This window comes from Exiguobacterium sp. SH0S7 (genome assembly GCF_004337195.1).
Taxonomy (GTDB): Bacteria; Bacillota; Bacilli; order Exiguobacteriales; family Exiguobacteriaceae; genus Exiguobacterium; species Exiguobacterium aurantiacum_A.
Genome location: NZ_SJVA01000004.1, coordinates 17,749 through 33,545 on the forward strand (window position 1 = coordinate 17,749; position 15,797 = coordinate 33,545).

Below are 15,797 nucleotides of genomic sequence, written 5' to 3' on the forward strand. Positions count from 1 at the left end.
AACGAATCGGGGCGGCATGGTTTTATTCGCGTTTCTTTTTAGAGAGTGCGTCTTTCTCGATGATCGTATCGGACAGACGTAGCTGTTCGGCCGCTTCGTCGATAAAAGGCTCACATTGGCTGAGCGGTAGCTCATCTCCTGTCTCGACCGCGTAACACGTCCCGTTTCCGATGGGCTCGGTCAAGTTGGGAACATAGTAGAGCGTGTCGTACCGGAACGACCCGTTACGGAACACGGTCAAGTTCGGTTCGTCGTCGAGCAGCGGGCTGCCGAGCATGTAGGCGGGCTCCATCCCGAGCAACTCTAGGATGGTCGGGGCGATGTCCGTTTGACCGCCGCTCGCTTCGATCGTTCGACCTTCGTTCAAGTTGGCTGGTTTGATGTAGAGCGGAACAGAACGGTCGAGCTGAAACAGTTCGACGGCCGAATCGGCGTTCTCTTGCTCGGCCATCTCGTCACCTGCTGAGGTCAGGCCGCTGTCATGATCGCTATAAAAGACGACTAACGAATTATTCCACGTCCCGTTCGCCTTCAATTGATCGACCATCAATCCGACGGCCGCGTCGACGTAATGGATGGTATGGTAATAGTTTTGAAGCAGCGGATCGTCATATCCGGTCAAGTCCAAACGCTTCTCTTCTTCCGGAATGTCGTACGGCGTATGGCTCGTCAAAGCGACCATGAACGCATAAAACGGTTCTGCTAACGTGTCCATCGCTTCGACGGAAGTGGTCAAGAAGTCTTTGTCGTTAAGTGCCATGCCGATCACGTCCTGAGCGGGGTAATCGTCTTTGCTGAAAAAATGATTGAAGCCGATATTGTCGTAGACGTTGTCGCGGTTCCAAAACGTTTTATCGAACGCATGCATCGCGGCCGTATCATAGCCGGCTTGGCGCAAACGTTCAGGTAAGGCGTCAAACGTATGGTCACCGTACTGGGTGTACACTGAACCGGATTTGACGGGATAGAGCGAGGTGTTGACCGTGAATTCTGCGTCCGACGTCCGGCCTTCGTGCGTCTGATGATAGAAGTTCGGGAAGTACAACATCTCGTCACGAAGCGCGTTCAAGTTCGGTGTCAGTTCCTGTCCGTTGATCGTCTGGCCGATCACCGACGTCTGGAACGACTCGAGCTGCAGCATGATGACGTTCGTATCAGCCGTTGTCTCGACGTCGGTTGGAGCCGAGGTACCGAGCCGCGTCTCTTCTTGTGCGGTTAAGCCGTCTCCGAAGCCGAGTTGGTCGCCGATGCCACGGAACAAGTCGAGGCCGTGATACCCCCAAAAGCCGTACTCGTAATATTCACGCATGTTCGAAATCGGTGCTTGCTCGTCACCATTCGGCTGACTGACGGTTAACGGAACGACGAAGGCGGCCAAGCCGACGACAAAACCGGCAGCGGCGATCCGGCGGTTTTTTCCTGTGCCTTGCGCAGGTCTTTTTCTCATATAGACGAGGACAGCGGTATAAAGCACCAAGTCCACGAACAATAGAAAGTCGGTCGGTTGAATCAACGTCAGGAAGCCGCCGCCGACGTCGCCCATCTGACCAACGTCTGACAAAAGCGCGACCGACAACAGATTGCCGAAATAGCGGTAATACCAGACGTCGGAGATGAGGAGTGTACTGTGTAGAAACAGCGAGGCGAATAAAATCCAGCGCCGTGTTTTCGTCTTCACGAGTAACGCCCAGCTCGTCATCATGAGAATCATCCCGATGTTGACGAGTAAAAAATGAACGTTGAACGCACTCGCGGTCAAGATGCTGAATAAAAATAGTTTGGCAAGTGATAGTGACAGATAACTCCAATAATCAAGATATTTCATAAATAGCCTCCAAACGGTACGTACACGTTGTATTCTTTTTCATGTACCTGTTCGCAAGTGGCGGGAAACATGGGGGTGTGCGATACGGACGAAAAAAAGCGAGGCGAGCGCCTCACTTGATCAAAAACGTGTCCCGAAGCTCGATGATCGTGCCTTCCGGGGCTTTTAGTTTGCTCAAATGTCCGTCGACGACGAAGTAGATGTTGCCGCCATGTTTCGGCAAGAACGTGACACCGAGCGCCTCGAGCCGACGGACTTCCGCTTCAAGGTCATCGACGTACAAGGCGAAGTGAACGGGTCCGGCCGCATGTTTCGAATACGGCGATAACGTCTCGTCGGTCTTCGCCGTCTGGAGTTCGATATAGAAGTCGCCGAGCTTGAGCCAACTGTTGAACGCCCGGGTATGGAAGTTGGGTGACTCTTGGACGAGCTCAAAACCGAGCGTTTCATAAAATTGCTTTGACGCCGCATAGTCGGGCGTTTGGATACAGAGATGGTGGATTTGTTTCATCGTGTCACTCCTTTGCTTTTATTTTAGCGAATAGGAGCCTGAAGCGGAACTTTTCTTGAACGAAGACGTATACGACACCGAGGAGGGATACATATGGAAATCCAATACGAATTGACGGAAGAAGACTACATTCACTTCAACTTGAGTCATATTAGACGTTCAAAGATAGGAAAGAGGATGCTATTCCTGCAGCGCATCATCGGGCCCGTCATCATTTTAAGTGGTGGCGCTTTGACGTTCGCGACACTGTTTCAAGATACGAGCTGGTGGCTGTTTGGGGTATATGGCGTCATCAGCCTCCTCTGGTTCCTGTATTATCCGAAGTATTTTGAACGGCATATCCGAAAACAAACGAAGCGGATGATTCAAGAACGAAGCAATGAAGGCATGATCGGCCCGCATACGATGGATTTGGATGAAGACGGTCTTCGTGACAAAAATGCGTTCGGGGAGACGAAAGTCTCATGGAGCGGCATCAAGGAAGTCGTCGAGGAAGCCGATTATGTGTATTTGTATAACTCGTCGGTCAGCGCCTACATCTTGCCGAAACGCGGGCAGGACATGGAGGAGGTACAACGATGGCTACCGATGCGTTGACGATTCAACCGATTGATGAGACGAACTTGGATGCGGTCGTCGCCTTGACCGTCGCACCTGGTCAGGCCCGCTTTATCGAAACGAACGCGGAATCGCTCCGCGAGATGGACGTCGACGTCAAGTACGCGTGGACGTGCTACGCGCTCTGTCGAGACAATCAACCGGTCGGCTTCATGATGGTCGGGGCCGAGAACAAGGTGGAGCGTTACGTCTGGCTCGACCGCTTTATGATTGATATGGATGAGCAAGGGAAAGGCATCGGGTCAACATTTTTGCAACTTGCGATTGAGTGGATGCAAGAGCGATTTGATGTCGATGACATCATCCTCAGTCTCCATCCGACGAACGAACCAGCGAAACGGTTTTATGCGAAGGGCGGATTTGAGGACAGTGGCTTGATTGATGAAGCGAACGGGGAAGAGATTTGGGTGTATCACGTGAAGCAGGGACAGCCTTCCTAAGTCGGCCGTCCCTGTTTTGGTGGTTGTTGTTCAATTATCGCTTCACCGTGAGTGGACGCAACTGTTTGACCCGCGCCAAGACGATCCAGCCGAGGATGGCTCCGGTCACGCTCGAGGCGAGGAAGGCCGGGAAGAAGAACAGCGCCCCAAACTCAGAACCCATTAAGATTTTCGCGTACGGGACGGCGATGAGCGAGGCAATGACGCCCGTCCCGATGACTTCACCGAGCGCAGCGAAAGCGACCCGGTTCGTCCGCACGTAAAATAGTCCGGCAAGCAAGGCGCCGATCATACCACCTGGGAAGGCGAGCAACGACCCGGTCCCGGTCATGACACGGACGAGTCCGGTCACGAACGCGACGAGGACGGCACCAATCGGACTGACGGTGACGGCGGCGATGACGTTCACCATATGTTGCACCGGATAGGCCCGGGCGACACCGGTCGGGATGGAGATGAACAGGGAGCCGATGATGGCGATGGCGATGAGCATCGCCATCCAAGTGAGTTGTTGAATACGCATGAAGTGTCTCCTTTCAAAATGAAAACGCCACTTCTCCAAGTGGAAAAGTGGCGTGGACAGACAGACGTATCCAAGCCACTTCCCTACGCTGGTATGAGCCAGATCAGGTTCGAAGGGTCCGGCAGTTGCCGTCTCAGCCCGAAGGCTCCCCTAGTGGTCGTTTATTGGTTTGAGTATAGCATACCGTTATTTTGTTGCCTCAATTTTTCGCGGTCGGAAGATGAAATAAATGATACCGCTATACAGGGCGTATAAAAACAGGGAAAACACGAGATTGATGAGCCACGGGAGTGTACCCATAAATACGGTGACCGAGGCGTTACGGAACCAGCCGAGTGAAAGACATAGTCCGACAAAGCTGAGCACGATCGTCGTCCAAAAGCTGATATCTGGACGCCTCGACACGCGGCGAACGACTAGACCGATTATGAAGCTGAAGACAGCCGTCGTACCTAAATACATATAGAGTAACGCATCAACCGGGTATGAATAATAGACAACGTCCATATTATTTCCTCCTAAACGAAGTGTGGTGAAAGGAAGTGAGGTCAGTGAGGAGTGCGATCCCATGGCGTGACGAGTCTTACCGTGAACAGTTCGAGCACTGGCTCGATGGCCATGTGCCAGGCGTGACGTGGCGGGTTGTGAAAGATACGGATTTGACATACTTGATGTATGGAGAGTACGGAGCAGACCGTTACTACGCCAAGGCGGTGACAGCAATTAGTGATGGCGAGGCCGAACTGTCGATGCATCTAGCCGAACGGCATCCGGGACTGGTCCCGGAGGTCATCGCCATTGACGCGGCACGCAACTGGCTACTTATGCGAGACATCGGCGGGGATGCACTTCGCGAATACCCTAAGCACAGTCGGTACGAAGCGGCTGTGCGTCAATATGCGAAACTACAGAGAAAAGAAGCGAATTACATGGATACGCTTTTGGCCTACGGCATCCCGGACCGGTGTCCGGCTCGTCTAAAAGAAGAGATACGGACGTATTTACCCGAGTTATGTACGGGGTTAGATCGAGATAAGGCAGAGGCGGTGCTGGCGCTCCAAGACGAACTCCTCACCATGTGCGACGAGCTCGCGACGGGTATGCCGATGAGTCTCGAGCACGGCGATTTACATTGCGGCAACATCTTTTGGCGCGAACAGACGGATGACTTATGTATTCTCGATTGGGGCGATGCGACCGTCACCCATCCGTTCTTCAGCGTCCGTGTGTTTTGGAACGCGCTCTACGACTTGTTGCCGGAAGACGATGAAGTCGCCTGGTATGAACAGATTCAGAAGATGCGTACCGTCTACTTGGCTGAGTGGGAAGATGTGGCGCCTCGGGACTTGCTATGGCGCCATTTGTTGATCGCTGAAGAGCTCGGTTGCGTATATCGGGCGCTGTCGTGGCATATATATGTGACCAACTATCGGTATGATCCGTCCGAGTCAGCCGATAAACCGGCCCAATGGCTCAACTTGTTCCTCGAGTATCGGGACTTGAAACGTCGCGGTACGTGATCACTCATTCTTCTCGAGCAGGTTTTCATAATCCGTCTCGTTCCAAAACAGCTGGGCGATTGACTCCGGTGCTTTCAAAATCTCACCGTCTTGGTCGTAGACGATGGCGTAGCCGTTTTCGATCTCAAAGACGATCAAGTCGGCCGTCACTTCCTTGACGCCGTTCCCGGCAATGATGACGTTCTCGATTGGGTCGCGTGCGACTTGAACTCCCCATTCGTCGAGCTCGACGATGAGCGCTGACGTGTAGGCATGGCGGTCGTAAATCGATTGAAACTCGTCTTGCGTCAATGTGACGTCGGTCGGGGGGGCACTCGTCCCGTATTTGCGCTTCTCAATCTCCTCAACGAATTGCGTGAACGACTCTTCTTGCCAAAAGAGCGGTGCGACCGACTCGGGACCGTTGGCGATCTCACCGTCTTCATTCTCATAGACGGTCGCGTACGTGCCGTCGTCGAGCTTGAACGGATAAATATCGGCGTATGTATGATGGATCCCGTCCCCGGCGATGACGACGCGTTCGAACGTCTCCCGGAACGGTGTTAGCCCTTGGGTTTCGAGCGCTGCTAACAAGTCTTGGGCAGTCTCGTGTTGGTCAAAGACGTCTTTGAAATCTTCTCGTGTCCATTCGATCGTCGCTTCTTCATCTTGTTCGTTCATATCAGGAGAGACGATTGGTTGCTCGGCTTGATCGGTACAACCTGTCAGCAAGAACGCGCTTAAGCCAAGTAGTCCTAACCGTTTCATAAAACAACCCCCTAGTAAGTTACATTATTTCCCTATTTTACATTAGCGTAGCATGTATGAAATAGGATGAGAACCTGGATACTTTCTCATCTAGGGCAAATGCAATCGCTACCTCGTCTGGTTCAATCAACACAATCTGTACGATTGAACAGGGAAATGTCGACTTTTGGCGAACACATTTAGGAAACCGGTCTAAAGGAGAGAGAGAGATGCCAAAACGAAAATTTGCCAATCGTCGTGATTGGGAACGAATATTAAAAAATCGATACGCACAAATGGAGGTGCAGGACGATCGCTTCTCGGGCACCGTCGCCCTCTTCCAAATTGACGCCGTCCGAGCCCCGCAATATAAGATGCATCAAGGAGAGGAGTTCATCGTCGCCGACGCAGGTTATGCGTGGCTCCAGTACTTCTCAGAACATGAACCGTTCGGGGTGACTGTCATGTTCGACGACCGGGGCAACATCGTCCAATGGTACATCGATATCGTTGAAGGGATTGGGTATGAGGATGGGATTCCGTACATGGATGACCTCCTGCTCGACATTCTCATCTTCCCGAACGGTGACGTCGTCCGTAAAGACGAGGATGAGTTCGAAGCGGCAGCCAAGTCAGGTGAGCTCACGCCGGAGATGGTCGACCGTGGCTGGCGTGATTTCAAGGCGACGCTCGATCGGATCGAACGCCGCGACTTCGTCTATTTTGATTTAGCGAACGAGCATTACGAGCAGTTGAAGCAAAAGCTTTGAGTCTTCCCGTACTGCTTTTGGTACAGTGTAAGAACAGGGGGGAAGATAGATGAAACAAATTGATCTCGAGAAGTGGTCGCGTAAAAAGCATTATGAGTTTTTCAAGGCGTTTGACGCCCCGCATTTCAACGTGACGGCGAACGTCGACGTGACGAAGCTACATACGTTCGCGAAGACGCGCGGACAGTCATTTTTCAAGCTGTTCTTATACGGCGTGGTGAAGACGGCGAACGCCATCCCGGAACTTAGGTACCGGATGCGCGGTGACGTGGTCGTCGAGCATGATGTCGTCCATCCATCGTTCACCGTCATGATGGATGATGACGTCTTCAATTTCTGTACGGCGACGTATAAAGACGCGTTTCCCGACTTCATGGAGGAAGTGGCCGTGCGGATGAGCGGGGCGAAACGAGAAGTCGTCGTCGGAGATGACGAGCCGGACAGCCTGCTCTATATTACGAGCGTGCCTTGGCTCACGTTCACGAGCATCAGTCATCCGACGAATGACCAACAGCACGATAGCGTTCCGCGGATCGCCTGGGGCAAATTCACGAAAGTTGGCGACCGGATGATGATGCCGCTCTCGGTTCAAGCGCACCACGCGCTCGTCGACGGCGTCCATATCGGGAAATATTATGAGAAACTGCAAGTGTGGCTCGATGATTTGAGCGACCTTCACGTTAAACAGCCTGAAGAGGTCGGACTCGACGAGGCGATCCGCCTGCGCGAGAACGGAGAGCTCGAGCGGGCGAAGCAGCTGTTGCTCATGCTGTTGCGTCAAGATGAGAAGAATCCACGACTCCACGCGCAATGTGCCTGGTGTTATGACTCGCTCGGCGAAGAGCGTCAAGCCGTCCCGCACTATGAGCGGGCCATCCGACTCGGTCTGAGCGGTCACGAGCTCAGTGAGACGTATATCGGGCTCGGCAGCACGTACCGTGCGCTCGGTCGTTACGAGGATGCCGAGGAGCTGTTCACTCGGGCTATCGAACAATTCCCGGACATCGGCGCGCTCAAAGTGTTCCGGGCGATGACGCATTACAACCTCGGCCGCCATACTGAAGCGACCGGCGCATTGCTCGAACTGCTCGCGAACCCTAAGCCCGATGACAGCATTAAACGGTATCGTCGCGCCATCGCGTTTTATGCGCGCAACCTCGACGAGACGTATGACTGATCCGGAAGACAAGGCTTGTGGACGCGGCCTTGTCTTTTTTGGAGACGAATTGATTGACCAATCCAAATTACCGTGTTATATTTATCTCGAATTAAAGATAATTAAATTTAAAGTATTGTTTTCTCTCAACAAAGGAGGGGAACAGATGAAACAATCAGACGCCTTAAAAGCGATTACCGTCTTATTTCGAGCCTCGCAGTCAATCCAGGACATGGTCAAACACGAAGTCGCCGCATATGGACTGAACGCGACCGAATTCTCGGTACTCGAACTGCTCTATCATAAAGGTGACCAACCGATTCAAATCATCGGCAAAAAAGTCTTGCTCTCAAGCGGAAGCATGACGTATATCGTCGACCGACTCGAGGCAAAAGGCTATTTGGTCCGGAAAGCTTGTCCAAGCGACCGCCGTGTGACATATGCCGCATTAACTGAAGCGGGAACCGACTTGATGGATCAAATTTTTCCGACACACACGAAACGGATGAACGAGTTGTTCGACGGACTCGATTTAGATGACACAATCACACAATTGAAGACGGTCGGCAAACGTGCCGAGGCGTCAAAATTTTTTAACTAATTATCTCGAAATCAAGATTTTGAAGGAGCGATTTAGATGAACCATGTAAAAGGGATTCACCACGTGACGGCGATCACGAGCAGCGCCGAAAAGAACTATGACTTCTTTACGAACGTCTTAGGGATGCGTCTCGTCAAGAAGACGGTCAACCAAGACGACATTCAGACGTATCACTTGTTCTTCGCGGACGATAAAGGTAGCGCCGGGACGGACATGACGTTTTTCGACTTCCCAGGCATCCCAAAAGGCGTGCACGGGACGAATGAGATTTCAAAGACGTCGTTCCGTGTCCCGACGGATCAGGCACTCGACTACTGGGTCCGCCGTTTTGATCGGTTAAAGGTCAAACATGAAGGCATCACCGAGCAGTTCGGCAAGAAGACGCTGTCGTTCGTCGACTTCGACGACCAAGCGTATCAACTCATCTCGGACGAGTTCAATCAAGGTGTCGCTTCTGGTGAGCCGTGGCCAAACGGTCCGATTCCGCTCGAGTATGCCATTACTGGACTCGGGCCAATCTTTATCCGTATTTCTGACTTCACGTACTTCAAGCAAGTGATGGAGGAAGTCATGTTGTTCGAAGAAATCGGGAAAGAAGGTGACAATCATCTCTTTGAAGGAGGTGAGGGTGGAAACGGAGCGCAAGTCGTCGTCATTCATGACGAGACGTCTCAGCAAGCACGCCAAGGGTTTGGAACGGTGCATCACGTCGCGTTCCGCGTCGATGACCGCAGCGTCCTCGACGAATGGACAGCACGGCTTCAACAGTTCGGGTTACCGACGTCAGGTTACGTTGATCGTTTCTTCTTTGAATCGTCGTATGCACGCGTCGCACCGCAAATCTTGTTCGAATGGGCGACCGACGGACCAGGATTTATGGGTGACGAACCATATGAGACGGTAGGTGAGAAATTGTCGCTTCCACCGTTCTTAGAGTCGAAGCGTGAGCAGATCGAAGCGATGGTCCGGCCGATTGATACAGTCAGGAGCACAAAAACGTTCGAGAAAGAATATGAGGGTATGCCATCATGAGTTTTTTCAATCGTTTGTTCGGTAAACAAGAAGCATCAACCAACTCACAAGGAGGAACTACTATGTTGAAAATTGGAATCGTACTCGGATCGACTCGTGAAGGACGCGTTAGCCCGCAAGTCGGAGAATGGGTAAAAGAACTCGCCGACAAGCGCGGTGACGCGAACTATGAAATCATCGATATTGCGGACTACAGCTTACCGCTTCTCGGCGAGGCTAGCGGTGACGCGACAGGTGCCGCGGCATGGTCAGAGAAGATTGCAGAGATGGACGGTTTCGTCTTCATCGTACAAGAGTACAACCACTCGATGACAGGCGCGCTCAAAAACGCCCTCGACTACTTACGCAACGAATGGCATAACAAGGCGGCAGGGATCGTCTCGTACGGTTCGGTCGGCGGTGCTCGGGCAACTGAGCATGTGCGCGGTGTCTTGAGCGAACTCTTGATCGCCCACGTCCGGGTCCACCCGGCGCTCTCGCTCTTCACAGATTTCGAGAACGGCACGCACTTCGCACCGAAAGACGTACAAGTCCAATCGGTGAATGATATGCTCGACCAGCTCGTCCCGTGGACAGAAGCGATGCAGACGGTCCGTACGAAAGCAGCGGAAGCAACGAACAACTAATCAAGCAACTGGTTGTCCTTTTAGGGACGATCAGTTTTTTTGTGTTACTGTTCATTCGAGATTGCATCGTGTATCGTCAGTAAAAGAAGGGAACAAAAGAAGCATACATATAGCCTGAAGGAGGAAACAACGATGAAATGGATGATCTATGGCGCGAACGGCTATACGGGTGAACTGATTGCCCGGCAAGCAGTAAAAGAAGGGATGACGCCGGTGCTCGCAGGGCGGCGCGCGGACGCGATCGAGCGTCTTGGCGATGAGCTCGGATGCGAGACGCGTGTCTTTAGTCTGTCGCTCGACAAAGCGAAGCAGGAACTCGCTGACATCGACCTCGTCTTGCACTGTGCTGGACCGTTCGCCGATACGAGTCAGCCGATGGTCGAGGCGTGCCTTGCGTCACAGACTCATTACCTCGATATTACCGGGGAAATTGAAGTATTCGAATACATTCATTCGAAGAAACGGGCCAAACTCGCGCAAGAAGCAGGCGTGTTGCTGTGCTCGGGTGTCGGCTTTGACGTCATCCCGACCGATTGTGTCGCCCGAAAGCTAAAAGAATTGATGCCAGACGCCACGAATCTTGCCCTTGGTTTCTCGGCCGCTGCCGGTATTTCGCGCGGAACGATGAAAACAGCAATCCGTGGGCTCGGCTCGAGCAGTGCCGAGCGGAAAGACGGAAAACTGTCGCCGTTCCCGCTTGGGGCCAAGCGTCGACAAATCGACTTTGGGCGCGGCAAGAAAACAGCGCTCGCGATTCCGTGGGGTGACGTCTCGACCGCGTATTATACGACGGGAATCCCGAACATCACGACATGGATCCCAGTTCCCCCAGTGGCCGGATATGCGTCTCGTCTCATGTCGTTCTTTAGTCCGATTCTTGGTAGTGACGCTGTCCAAGGACGTCTCTTACGCTATGTCGATGAACATATTAGCGGACCGGATGAGGCGGAGCGGGACGGGTCGTCGACGTATGTTTGGGGCGAAGCAACGAATGCAGACGGACACAAATATATCGTTCGCATTCAGACGGCGAGCACGTACGCCTTCACCGTCTATGGCGCGCTCGAGGTCGTGAAACGTCTCGTCGGTTCAAGCCGGGTCATTCCTGGAAGCTTCACACCAGCGATGTTGTTCGGCTCGCATTTTATCGAAGAAATCGAAGGGTCGTCCTCGTTCGTGATTGATGAAGTCCGCCTTTAAAGCGTTGCCTTGTAACGGAATCACAACATGTTCGTAATTGAAGTGTGGTAAACTCAGGGAAGATTAGAGGGAGGGAACGAGATGAAACGCTTAGAACTAGCCAGGCGCATCGAACGCATCAAAGCGGAAGGGACGTCTGCCTACATCAGGCATCGAAAACAGACCCCTCCCTATGAAGGTTCGGAGTTAATCGTTGAAAATAAAGGTCATGTGTTCCGGATGGGGAATACGAGTTTTGCGGTCGGGTTCGGCTTGAACCGTCCGACGAGCTTTTACGATCTGCACCAAATGGAGAAGTGGGTCCGTGGTAAGAACGTGTCCCGCCTACATATTGAGGTGTGTCCACTCGCGGACATGTCGCTCATTCGCCTGCTGCAGGAACGAAACTATACGCTCGATCACTTTCTTGACGTCTGGTTGCTCGATGTGAACACGTTTGAGTTGCCAGAGAGTGAAGCGACACGTGTCGAACGTGTGCACGCTGATAACGTGAACGAATGGGCTCGGGCGATTGCGACAGGATTCGCCGAGACGGGGACCGTCCTGCAAGAGACGATTGATACGGCGAAAGGGTTTTATGCGTTACCGGAAAACCAGGCGTTTCTCGTCCGTGAAGACGAGACAGCGGTCGCCGGCGGTATTCTCGCCGTTCAGGATGGGATGGGGGAACTGTTTTTAACGAGCACGATTCCCGATTATCGGGGAAAAGGGTATCAGACCCAACTCATTTTAGAGCGAGTCGCCGCGGCAAAAGCGATGGGTTGCGAGTACGTGACGGTGACGACGAAAGTCGATACCGCCTCGGGACGCAACATGGAACGCCTTGGTTTTACACCGTTTTACCAAAAAGCAGTTATGAAAAGTCCGATCCTCAAATAAACAGGTCGCCCCGCGGGGCGACCTGTTGTCGTTAGAGTAGTGATTCGGCACCGTCGACGTACACTTCTGATCCGGTGACGTGGCTCGACATATTGCTCGCAAAGAACAAGACGACGTCGGCCACTTGCTTCGCCGTACCTGATTTTCCGGCGAGTGGTTGGTTGCCTTCTGGATATTCGATCGGGATGACGATTTCTTCAAGTAACGCGTCGTCCCGGTTCGTCGAATCATCGATGTTCGTATCGATCGCACCCGGACAAATCGTGTTGACCCGAATACCGAACTGGGCGAGCTCGGCCGCAGCCATTTTCGCAAAACCGGTCTGGCCGGCTTTCGTCGTCGCATAGCCGCTGAAGCCAAAGTTTTTAAAGAAACGGTTCCCGTTGATCGACGACGTGATGATGATGCTGCCGCCTTTCTCTTTCAAGTGGGGAATCGCATGTTTCACGGTCAAGAACGTGCCCGTCAAGTTCGTCTCGACGACCCCATTCCAATCTTCGAGCGACAAGTGCTCGATTGGTGTGATCGTCCCGTTCCGTCCCGCGTTCGCAAACACGATATCGACATGTCCGAACCGTTCGACCGTCTGTTCATAAGCTCGCTTCATCTCGTCTTCGTTTGAGACGTCGGCGCTAATACCGATGGCGCGGTCCTCGCCGATCAAGCTCGCGAGCTTCTCGGAGTCCTCTTGGTTCAAGTCGACGATGGCGACTTTTGCCCCTGCTTGGACGAACCGGATGACAGCGGCGCGTCCGATTCCTGACGCCGCTCCTGTGATAAACGCGACTTTACCCGACAACAATGTATTTGAAATCATGTATTTATCTCCTTTCAGCTACCTGTTGTCATATTCCACTGTTCTATAAAAATTAAGCCCGTTTTCTTGAAAAAAGACGATTCTTCGTTTAATCGGACGTTACATGAATCGATAGCGCGATGTTGAGCGTCGCATCTGGGTCAAGCTCAACAGTCACATGTTGACCGGCGCGAAGCTCTTGCACGTCGCTAGCAAGACCCGTCACTTCCGTCTGGTCATTAACTAAAATCGTATGCAATTTGATTTCATCCATATCCGTCTCGGCTGGACCAATCATCAGTTGAGGGATTTCAATCCGTTCGATGCGTCCGTCGAGCGTGTGATCGTTCCACGTGCTCACCCAATAGACTGCTAACAAAAAAAGACCGATGAACGCGAAGGCAAAGATGAGTCTAGCTCTCATGATGATCCTCCTCTGCGGTACCCCGGTGCGATGGTTTCCATTAGTTATTTACCCGGAATCAGGAATTTATATAGGCTGATTTTTACAGGGATTTGAATGACAGATGCGGAATATAGTAAAACAATTTGCGGAGTGGAGGCGCTGACGATGGTTCTAGTTGGGATGGTTGGGTTAATCATTTTAGGATTGATTGCTTTCGGGTGGTGGACGATTGGGTTTCCCAGACGGAGGGTGTGGGGTGGGCTGATCATGCTAGTGGTTTCCTTCCTCTTTTCGCCGCTACTGCTCGTCGCGAGCGGCGAGCGCTACGGATTTGATGGCATCGTGGCCGGATTGGTCGCGCTGTTCTGTATGGTCGGGGGCGGTTTTTTCTTCACGACACTTGGCTGGACCGGTCGTCACCGAAAAGTCAGGAAAGTCCGGACATTGTCGGAAGACCCTGATCTGTTTTAGTTTAGGTTGTCGTTGCCCCTTCGAAACCCGTACAGTAAACGTATGGAACAAAATGGAGGGATAGATGTGTCGACACTCATTAAACCGACCGCGTTACGGCCGGGCGATAAGATTGGGATTATAACGCCGTCATTTCCGGCACCGAACCGCTTTCCCAAGCGTTACGAGCGGGGGATTGCCCAACTGAGACGAATGGGCTTTACCGTTCGTGAAGGCAGCTGCACATATCGCACAGAAGGCTATAGGTCTGCTTCAATCAAGGACCGGGCCACGGAATTCAATGACTTGTTGCGTGATCCTGACGTCAAAGCGATCATCAGCACGATTGGGGGAACGAACTCGAACTCGCTTCTGCCGTATCTTGATTACGAAGCGCTGCGTCGACATCCGAAAATTATTATGGGTTATAGCGACGTCACGGCGCTCTTGCTCGCCTGCTACGCGAAGACGGGCGTGACGACGTTTTACGGCCCGGCGATTGTTCCGTCGTTTGGAGAGTATGAGACGATGTTAGCGGATGGGGAGCGCTACGTCCGAAACGTGCTCTGTCTAGAGCGCGAGGCACCTTATTCACTCGACGTGCCACGGGAGTGGACTGAAGAGATGCTTGACTGGATGACGCAAGATCGGCCAAAGATGCTTCGTCCGAATGACGGATGGCTGTCGCTACGAGATGGCAGGGCACAGGGTAAATTGGTAGGTGGTAATTTGAACACGATGTCGGGCTTTTTGAAGTCAGAGTTCTTCCCGGACATGGAGGGCGCCATTTTGTTTCTCGAAGATTCGTTCAAGACGATGGCGGACGAGGAACGGTCACTCAGTATGCTCAAGCTGGCCGGTGTCTTTGATCAAATCAACGGCCTGATCATCGGAAAACATGAGCATTTTGATACGCTAGGGGCACCTTTTTCGTTCGAAGCGCTCTTGCTTGAAGTGCTCGGTGACGTCGACTTCCCGATTTTGACGAACGTCGATATCGGGCATACGTTTCCGTCACACGTCTTCCCGATCGGCATCGACGTCGAGCTCGATGCGACCGCCGGGACGATCACCTTTTTAGAGAATGGAGTGACGATATGATTGAATTCATTACCGTGGTCGACCGGACACGTAAAAGAGTCGGGTTGAAGCCCCGGGCCGACGTCCATCGTGACGGCGATTGGCATGAGACGTTTCACTGCTGGATGATTGACCCGACGCATCTTTACTTACAGCTCCGCAGCGAGACGAAACAAGATTTTCCAGGACTGTTCGACATCACGGCAGCAGGGCATCTGACTGCCGGAGAGACGGTCCGGGACGGGGTCCGTGAGATACAAGAAGAGCTCGGGATTGAACTGTCACTTGAGCAACTCCACCCGCTCGGCGTCTTTGAAGACGTGATTGAGACGGGAGCGTTTCTAGACCGGGAGTTCGCCCATACATATGTCTATCCGTACGCTGGGGAGGCGTTCACGTTAGACGTTGACGAAGTGGCAGACGTCGGCAAAGTTGACTTCGAGGCGTTCGTCGCCTTGCTCGACGGTTCGCGCGAACAGATTGAGGCAACTTCGGTCGTAACCGGAAAGACGTTACGCGTGACGAAAGAGACGCTCGTTCCACATCCAGACACATACTGGAACCAAGTTGTTGAAGGGGTTCGGACATTTTGGGAGAAAGCAGAAGGCCATGATGATTGATATCATCTGGCAACTGTT

20 protein-coding genes and 1 riboswitch are annotated in these 15,797 nt (G+C 52.6%); of the genes, 13 read left to right on the top strand and 7 right to left on the bottom strand.

What is annotated here, in order from left to right; translation table 11 throughout:
• Positions 1 to 22: 22 nt before the first annotated feature.
• Together EVJ22_RS08200 and EVJ22_RS08205 are read right to left on the bottom strand one after the other, a co-directional pair.
• The gene (locus EVJ22_RS08200) at positions 23 to 1,825 is read right to left on the bottom strand and encodes an LTA synthase family protein (protein WP_131443679.1); all 1,803 of its coding nucleotides are present in this window, start codon (positions 1,823 to 1,825) and stop codon (positions 23 to 25) included.
• Between the two features lie 112 nt (positions 1,826 to 1,937).
• On the bottom strand, positions 1,938 to 2,336 hold the full coding sequence (locus EVJ22_RS08205; protein WP_071398570.1) for a VOC family protein: 399 nt from the start codon (positions 2,334 to 2,336) through the stop codon (positions 1,938 to 1,940).
• 93 nt (positions 2,337 to 2,429) lie between these two features.
• Here EVJ22_RS08205 and EVJ22_RS08210 point away from each other — a divergent pair, with 93 nt between their 5' ends.
• Both EVJ22_RS08210 and EVJ22_RS08215 read left to right on the top strand, forming a co-directional pair.
• Positions 2,430 to 2,933: a YcxB family protein gene (locus EVJ22_RS08210; RefSeq protein WP_071398569.1), complete on the top strand. Its 504-nt coding sequence runs from the start codon at positions 2,430 to 2,432 to the stop codon at positions 2,931 to 2,933.
• Positions 2,915 to 3,394: a GNAT family N-acetyltransferase gene (locus EVJ22_RS08215; protein WP_084812999.1), complete on the top strand. Its 480-nt coding sequence runs from the start codon at positions 2,915 to 2,917 to the stop codon at positions 3,392 to 3,394. The genes EVJ22_RS08210 and EVJ22_RS08215 overlap by 19 nt, the downstream gene beginning before the upstream one ends.
• A gap of 34 nt (positions 3,395 to 3,428) precedes the next feature.
• Here EVJ22_RS08215 and thiW read toward each other — a convergent pair whose 3' ends face one another.
• Together thiW and EVJ22_RS08225 are read right to left on the bottom strand one after the other, a co-directional pair.
• Complete coding sequence (thiW, locus tag EVJ22_RS08220; protein ID WP_071398568.1) at positions 3,429 to 3,917, bottom strand: energy coupling factor transporter S component ThiW; 489 nt, start codon at positions 3,915 to 3,917, stop codon at positions 3,429 to 3,431.
• A 63-nt stretch (positions 3,918 to 3,980) separates the two neighbouring features.
• Positions 3,981 to 4,079: riboswitch (TPP riboswitch) on the bottom strand.
• A 24-nt stretch (positions 4,080 to 4,103) separates the two neighbouring features.
• Positions 4,104 to 4,424 carry a hypothetical protein gene (locus tag EVJ22_RS08225; RefSeq protein ID WP_071398567.1) on the bottom strand — a complete coding sequence of 107 codons (321 nt, stop codon included), beginning with the start codon at positions 4,422 to 4,424 and terminating at the stop codon, positions 4,104 to 4,106.
• 44 nt (positions 4,425 to 4,468) lie between these two features.
• On the opposite strand from EVJ22_RS08225, the gene EVJ22_RS08230 reads away from it, so the two are divergent.
• Positions 4,469 to 5,437: a phosphotransferase family protein gene (locus EVJ22_RS08230; RefSeq protein WP_071398566.1), complete on the top strand. Its 969-nt coding sequence runs from the start codon at positions 4,469 to 4,471 to the stop codon at positions 5,435 to 5,437.
• On the opposite strand, the gene EVJ22_RS08235 is transcribed toward EVJ22_RS08230, so the two are convergent.
• Entirely contained in the window at positions 5,438 to 6,184 is a 747-nt protein-coding gene (locus EVJ22_RS08235; RefSeq protein ID WP_071398565.1) for a hypothetical protein, read from the bottom strand.
• Between the two features lie 209 nt (positions 6,185 to 6,393).
• On the opposite strand from EVJ22_RS08235, the gene EVJ22_RS08240 reads away from it, so the two are divergent.
• The 7 genes from EVJ22_RS08240 to EVJ22_RS08270 all read left to right on the top strand — a co-directional run bounded on the left by EVJ22_RS08240 (position 6,394) and on the right by EVJ22_RS08270 (position 12,427).
• On the top strand, positions 6,394 to 6,933 hold the full coding sequence (locus tag EVJ22_RS08240) for a ribonuclease FAU-1 family protein (RefSeq protein WP_071398564.1): 540 nt from the start codon (positions 6,394 to 6,396) through the stop codon (positions 6,931 to 6,933).
• A gap of 49 nt (positions 6,934 to 6,982) precedes the next feature.
• On the top strand, positions 6,983 to 8,110 hold the full coding sequence (locus EVJ22_RS08245) for a tetratricopeptide repeat protein (protein ID WP_131443680.1): 1,128 nt from the start codon (positions 6,983 to 6,985) through the stop codon (positions 8,108 to 8,110).
• A 145-nt stretch (positions 8,111 to 8,255) separates the two neighbouring features.
• Positions 8,256 to 8,690, top strand: coding sequence for a MarR family winged helix-turn-helix transcriptional regulator (locus tag EVJ22_RS08250; RefSeq protein ID WP_071398562.1), 435 nt, complete (start codon positions 8,256 to 8,258; stop codon positions 8,688 to 8,690).
• 36 nt (positions 8,691 to 8,726) lie between these two features.
• On the top strand, positions 8,727 to 9,722 hold the full coding sequence (locus EVJ22_RS08255) for a ring-cleaving dioxygenase (protein WP_131443681.1): 996 nt from the start codon (positions 8,727 to 8,729) through the stop codon (positions 9,720 to 9,722).
• The gene (locus tag EVJ22_RS08260; protein WP_131443682.1) at positions 9,719 to 10,348 is read left to right on the top strand and encodes an NADPH-dependent FMN reductase; all 630 of its coding nucleotides are present in this window, start codon (positions 9,719 to 9,721) and stop codon (positions 10,346 to 10,348) included. The genes EVJ22_RS08255 and EVJ22_RS08260 overlap by 4 nt, the downstream gene beginning before the upstream one ends.
• Positions 10,349 to 10,480: 132 nt before the next feature.
• Positions 10,481 to 11,548 carry a saccharopine dehydrogenase family protein gene (locus EVJ22_RS08265; RefSeq protein ID WP_070329293.1) on the top strand — a complete coding sequence of 356 codons (1,068 nt, stop codon included), beginning with the start codon at positions 10,481 to 10,483 and terminating at the stop codon, positions 11,546 to 11,548.
• A gap of 81 nt (positions 11,549 to 11,629) precedes the next feature.
• Positions 11,630 to 12,427: a GNAT family N-acetyltransferase gene (locus tag EVJ22_RS08270; protein WP_131439532.1), complete on the top strand. Its 798-nt coding sequence runs from the start codon at positions 11,630 to 11,632 to the stop codon at positions 12,425 to 12,427.
• A gap of 31 nt (positions 12,428 to 12,458) precedes the next feature.
• On the opposite strand, the gene EVJ22_RS08275 is transcribed toward EVJ22_RS08270, so the two are convergent.
• Positions 12,459 to 13,244 (bottom strand): SDR family oxidoreductase, encoded by a 786-nt coding sequence (locus EVJ22_RS08275; RefSeq protein ID WP_070329291.1) that lies wholly within the window; start codon positions 13,242 to 13,244, stop codon positions 12,459 to 12,461.
• Positions 13,245 to 13,332: 88 nt separating this feature from the next.
• On the bottom strand, positions 13,333 to 13,647 hold the full coding sequence (locus tag EVJ22_RS08280) for a hypothetical protein (RefSeq protein WP_131443683.1): 315 nt from the start codon (positions 13,645 to 13,647) through the stop codon (positions 13,333 to 13,335).
• 147 nt (positions 13,648 to 13,794) lie between these two features.
• On the opposite strand from EVJ22_RS08280, the gene EVJ22_RS08285 reads away from it, so the two are divergent.
• The 3 genes from EVJ22_RS08285 to EVJ22_RS08295 all read left to right on the top strand — a co-directional run bounded on the left by EVJ22_RS08285 (position 13,795) and on the right by EVJ22_RS08295 (position 15,779).
• On the top strand, positions 13,795 to 14,100 hold the full coding sequence (locus tag EVJ22_RS08285; RefSeq protein WP_071398556.1) for a hypothetical protein: 306 nt from the start codon (positions 13,795 to 13,797) through the stop codon (positions 14,098 to 14,100).
• A 66-nt stretch (positions 14,101 to 14,166) separates the two neighbouring features.
• Positions 14,167 to 15,180, top strand: coding sequence for a S66 family peptidase (locus EVJ22_RS08290; protein WP_233589655.1), 1,014 nt, complete (start codon positions 14,167 to 14,169; stop codon positions 15,178 to 15,180).
• Positions 15,177 to 15,779, top strand: a complete 603-nt coding sequence (locus tag EVJ22_RS08295) for an NUDIX hydrolase (RefSeq protein ID WP_131443685.1) — start codon at positions 15,177 to 15,179, stop codon at positions 15,777 to 15,779. Before EVJ22_RS08290 ends, EVJ22_RS08295 begins: the two co-directional genes overlap by 4 nt.
• Positions 15,780 to 15,797: the final 18 nt, after the last annotated feature.

What these genes read in the sequence shown, in the direction of transcription:
- EVJ22_RS08210 (WP_071398569.1), top strand. Translation starts at nt 2,430, where the DNA reads ATGGAAATCCAATACGAATTGACGGAAGAAGACTACATTCACTTCAAC.
- EVJ22_RS08260 (WP_131443682.1), top strand. Translation starts at nt 9,719, where the DNA reads ATGAGTTTTTTCAATCGTTTGTTCGGTAAACAAGAAGCATCAACCAAC.
- EVJ22_RS08250 (WP_071398562.1), top strand. Translation starts at nt 8,256, where the DNA reads ATGAAACAATCAGACGCCTTAAAAGCGATTACCGTCTTATTTCGAGCC.
- EVJ22_RS08270 (WP_131439532.1), top strand. Translation starts at nt 11,630, where the DNA reads ATGAAACGCTTAGAACTAGCCAGGCGCATCGAACGCATCAAAGCGGAA.
- EVJ22_RS08295 (WP_131443685.1), top strand. Translation starts at nt 15,177, where the DNA reads ATGATTGAATTCATTACCGTGGTCGACCGGACACGTAAAAGAGTCGGG.
- EVJ22_RS08215 (WP_084812999.1), top strand. Translation starts at nt 2,915, where the DNA reads ATGGCTACCGATGCGTTGACGATTCAACCGATTGATGAGACGAACTTG.
- EVJ22_RS08240 (WP_071398564.1), top strand. Translation starts at nt 6,394, where the DNA reads ATGCCAAAACGAAAATTTGCCAATCGTCGTGATTGGGAACGAATATTA.
- EVJ22_RS08285 (WP_071398556.1), top strand. Translation starts at nt 13,795, where the DNA reads ATGGTTCTAGTTGGGATGGTTGGGTTAATCATTTTAGGATTGATTGCT.
- EVJ22_RS08275 (WP_070329291.1), bottom strand. Translation starts at nt 13,244, where the DNA reads ATGATTTCAAATACATTGTTGTCGGGTAAAGTCGCGTTTATCACAGGA.
- EVJ22_RS08255 (WP_131443681.1), top strand. Translation starts at nt 8,727, where the DNA reads ATGAACCATGTAAAAGGGATTCACCACGTGACGGCGATCACGAGCAGC.
- EVJ22_RS08205 (WP_071398570.1), bottom strand. Translation starts at nt 2,336, where the DNA reads ATGAAACAAATCCACCATCTCTGTATCCAAACGCCCGACTATGCGGCG.
- EVJ22_RS08280 (WP_131443683.1), bottom strand. Translation starts at nt 13,647, where the DNA reads ATGAGAGCTAGACTCATCTTTGCCTTCGCGTTCATCGGTCTTTTTTTG.
- EVJ22_RS08225 (WP_071398567.1), bottom strand. Translation starts at nt 4,424, where the DNA reads ATGGACGTTGTCTATTATTCATACCCGGTTGATGCGTTACTCTATATG.
- EVJ22_RS08245 (WP_131443680.1), top strand. Translation starts at nt 6,983, where the DNA reads ATGAAACAAATTGATCTCGAGAAGTGGTCGCGTAAAAAGCATTATGAG.
- EVJ22_RS08200 (WP_131443679.1), bottom strand. Translation starts at nt 1,825, where the DNA reads ATGAAATATCTTGATTATTGGAGTTATCTGTCACTATCACTTGCCAAA.
- EVJ22_RS08235 (WP_071398565.1), bottom strand. Translation starts at nt 6,184, where the DNA reads ATGAAACGGTTAGGACTACTTGGCTTAAGCGCGTTCTTGCTGACAGGT.
- thiW (WP_071398568.1), bottom strand. Translation starts at nt 3,917, where the DNA reads ATGCGTATTCAACAACTCACTTGGATGGCGATGCTCATCGCCATCGCC.
- EVJ22_RS08265 (WP_070329293.1), top strand. Translation starts at nt 10,481, where the DNA reads ATGAAATGGATGATCTATGGCGCGAACGGCTATACGGGTGAACTGATT.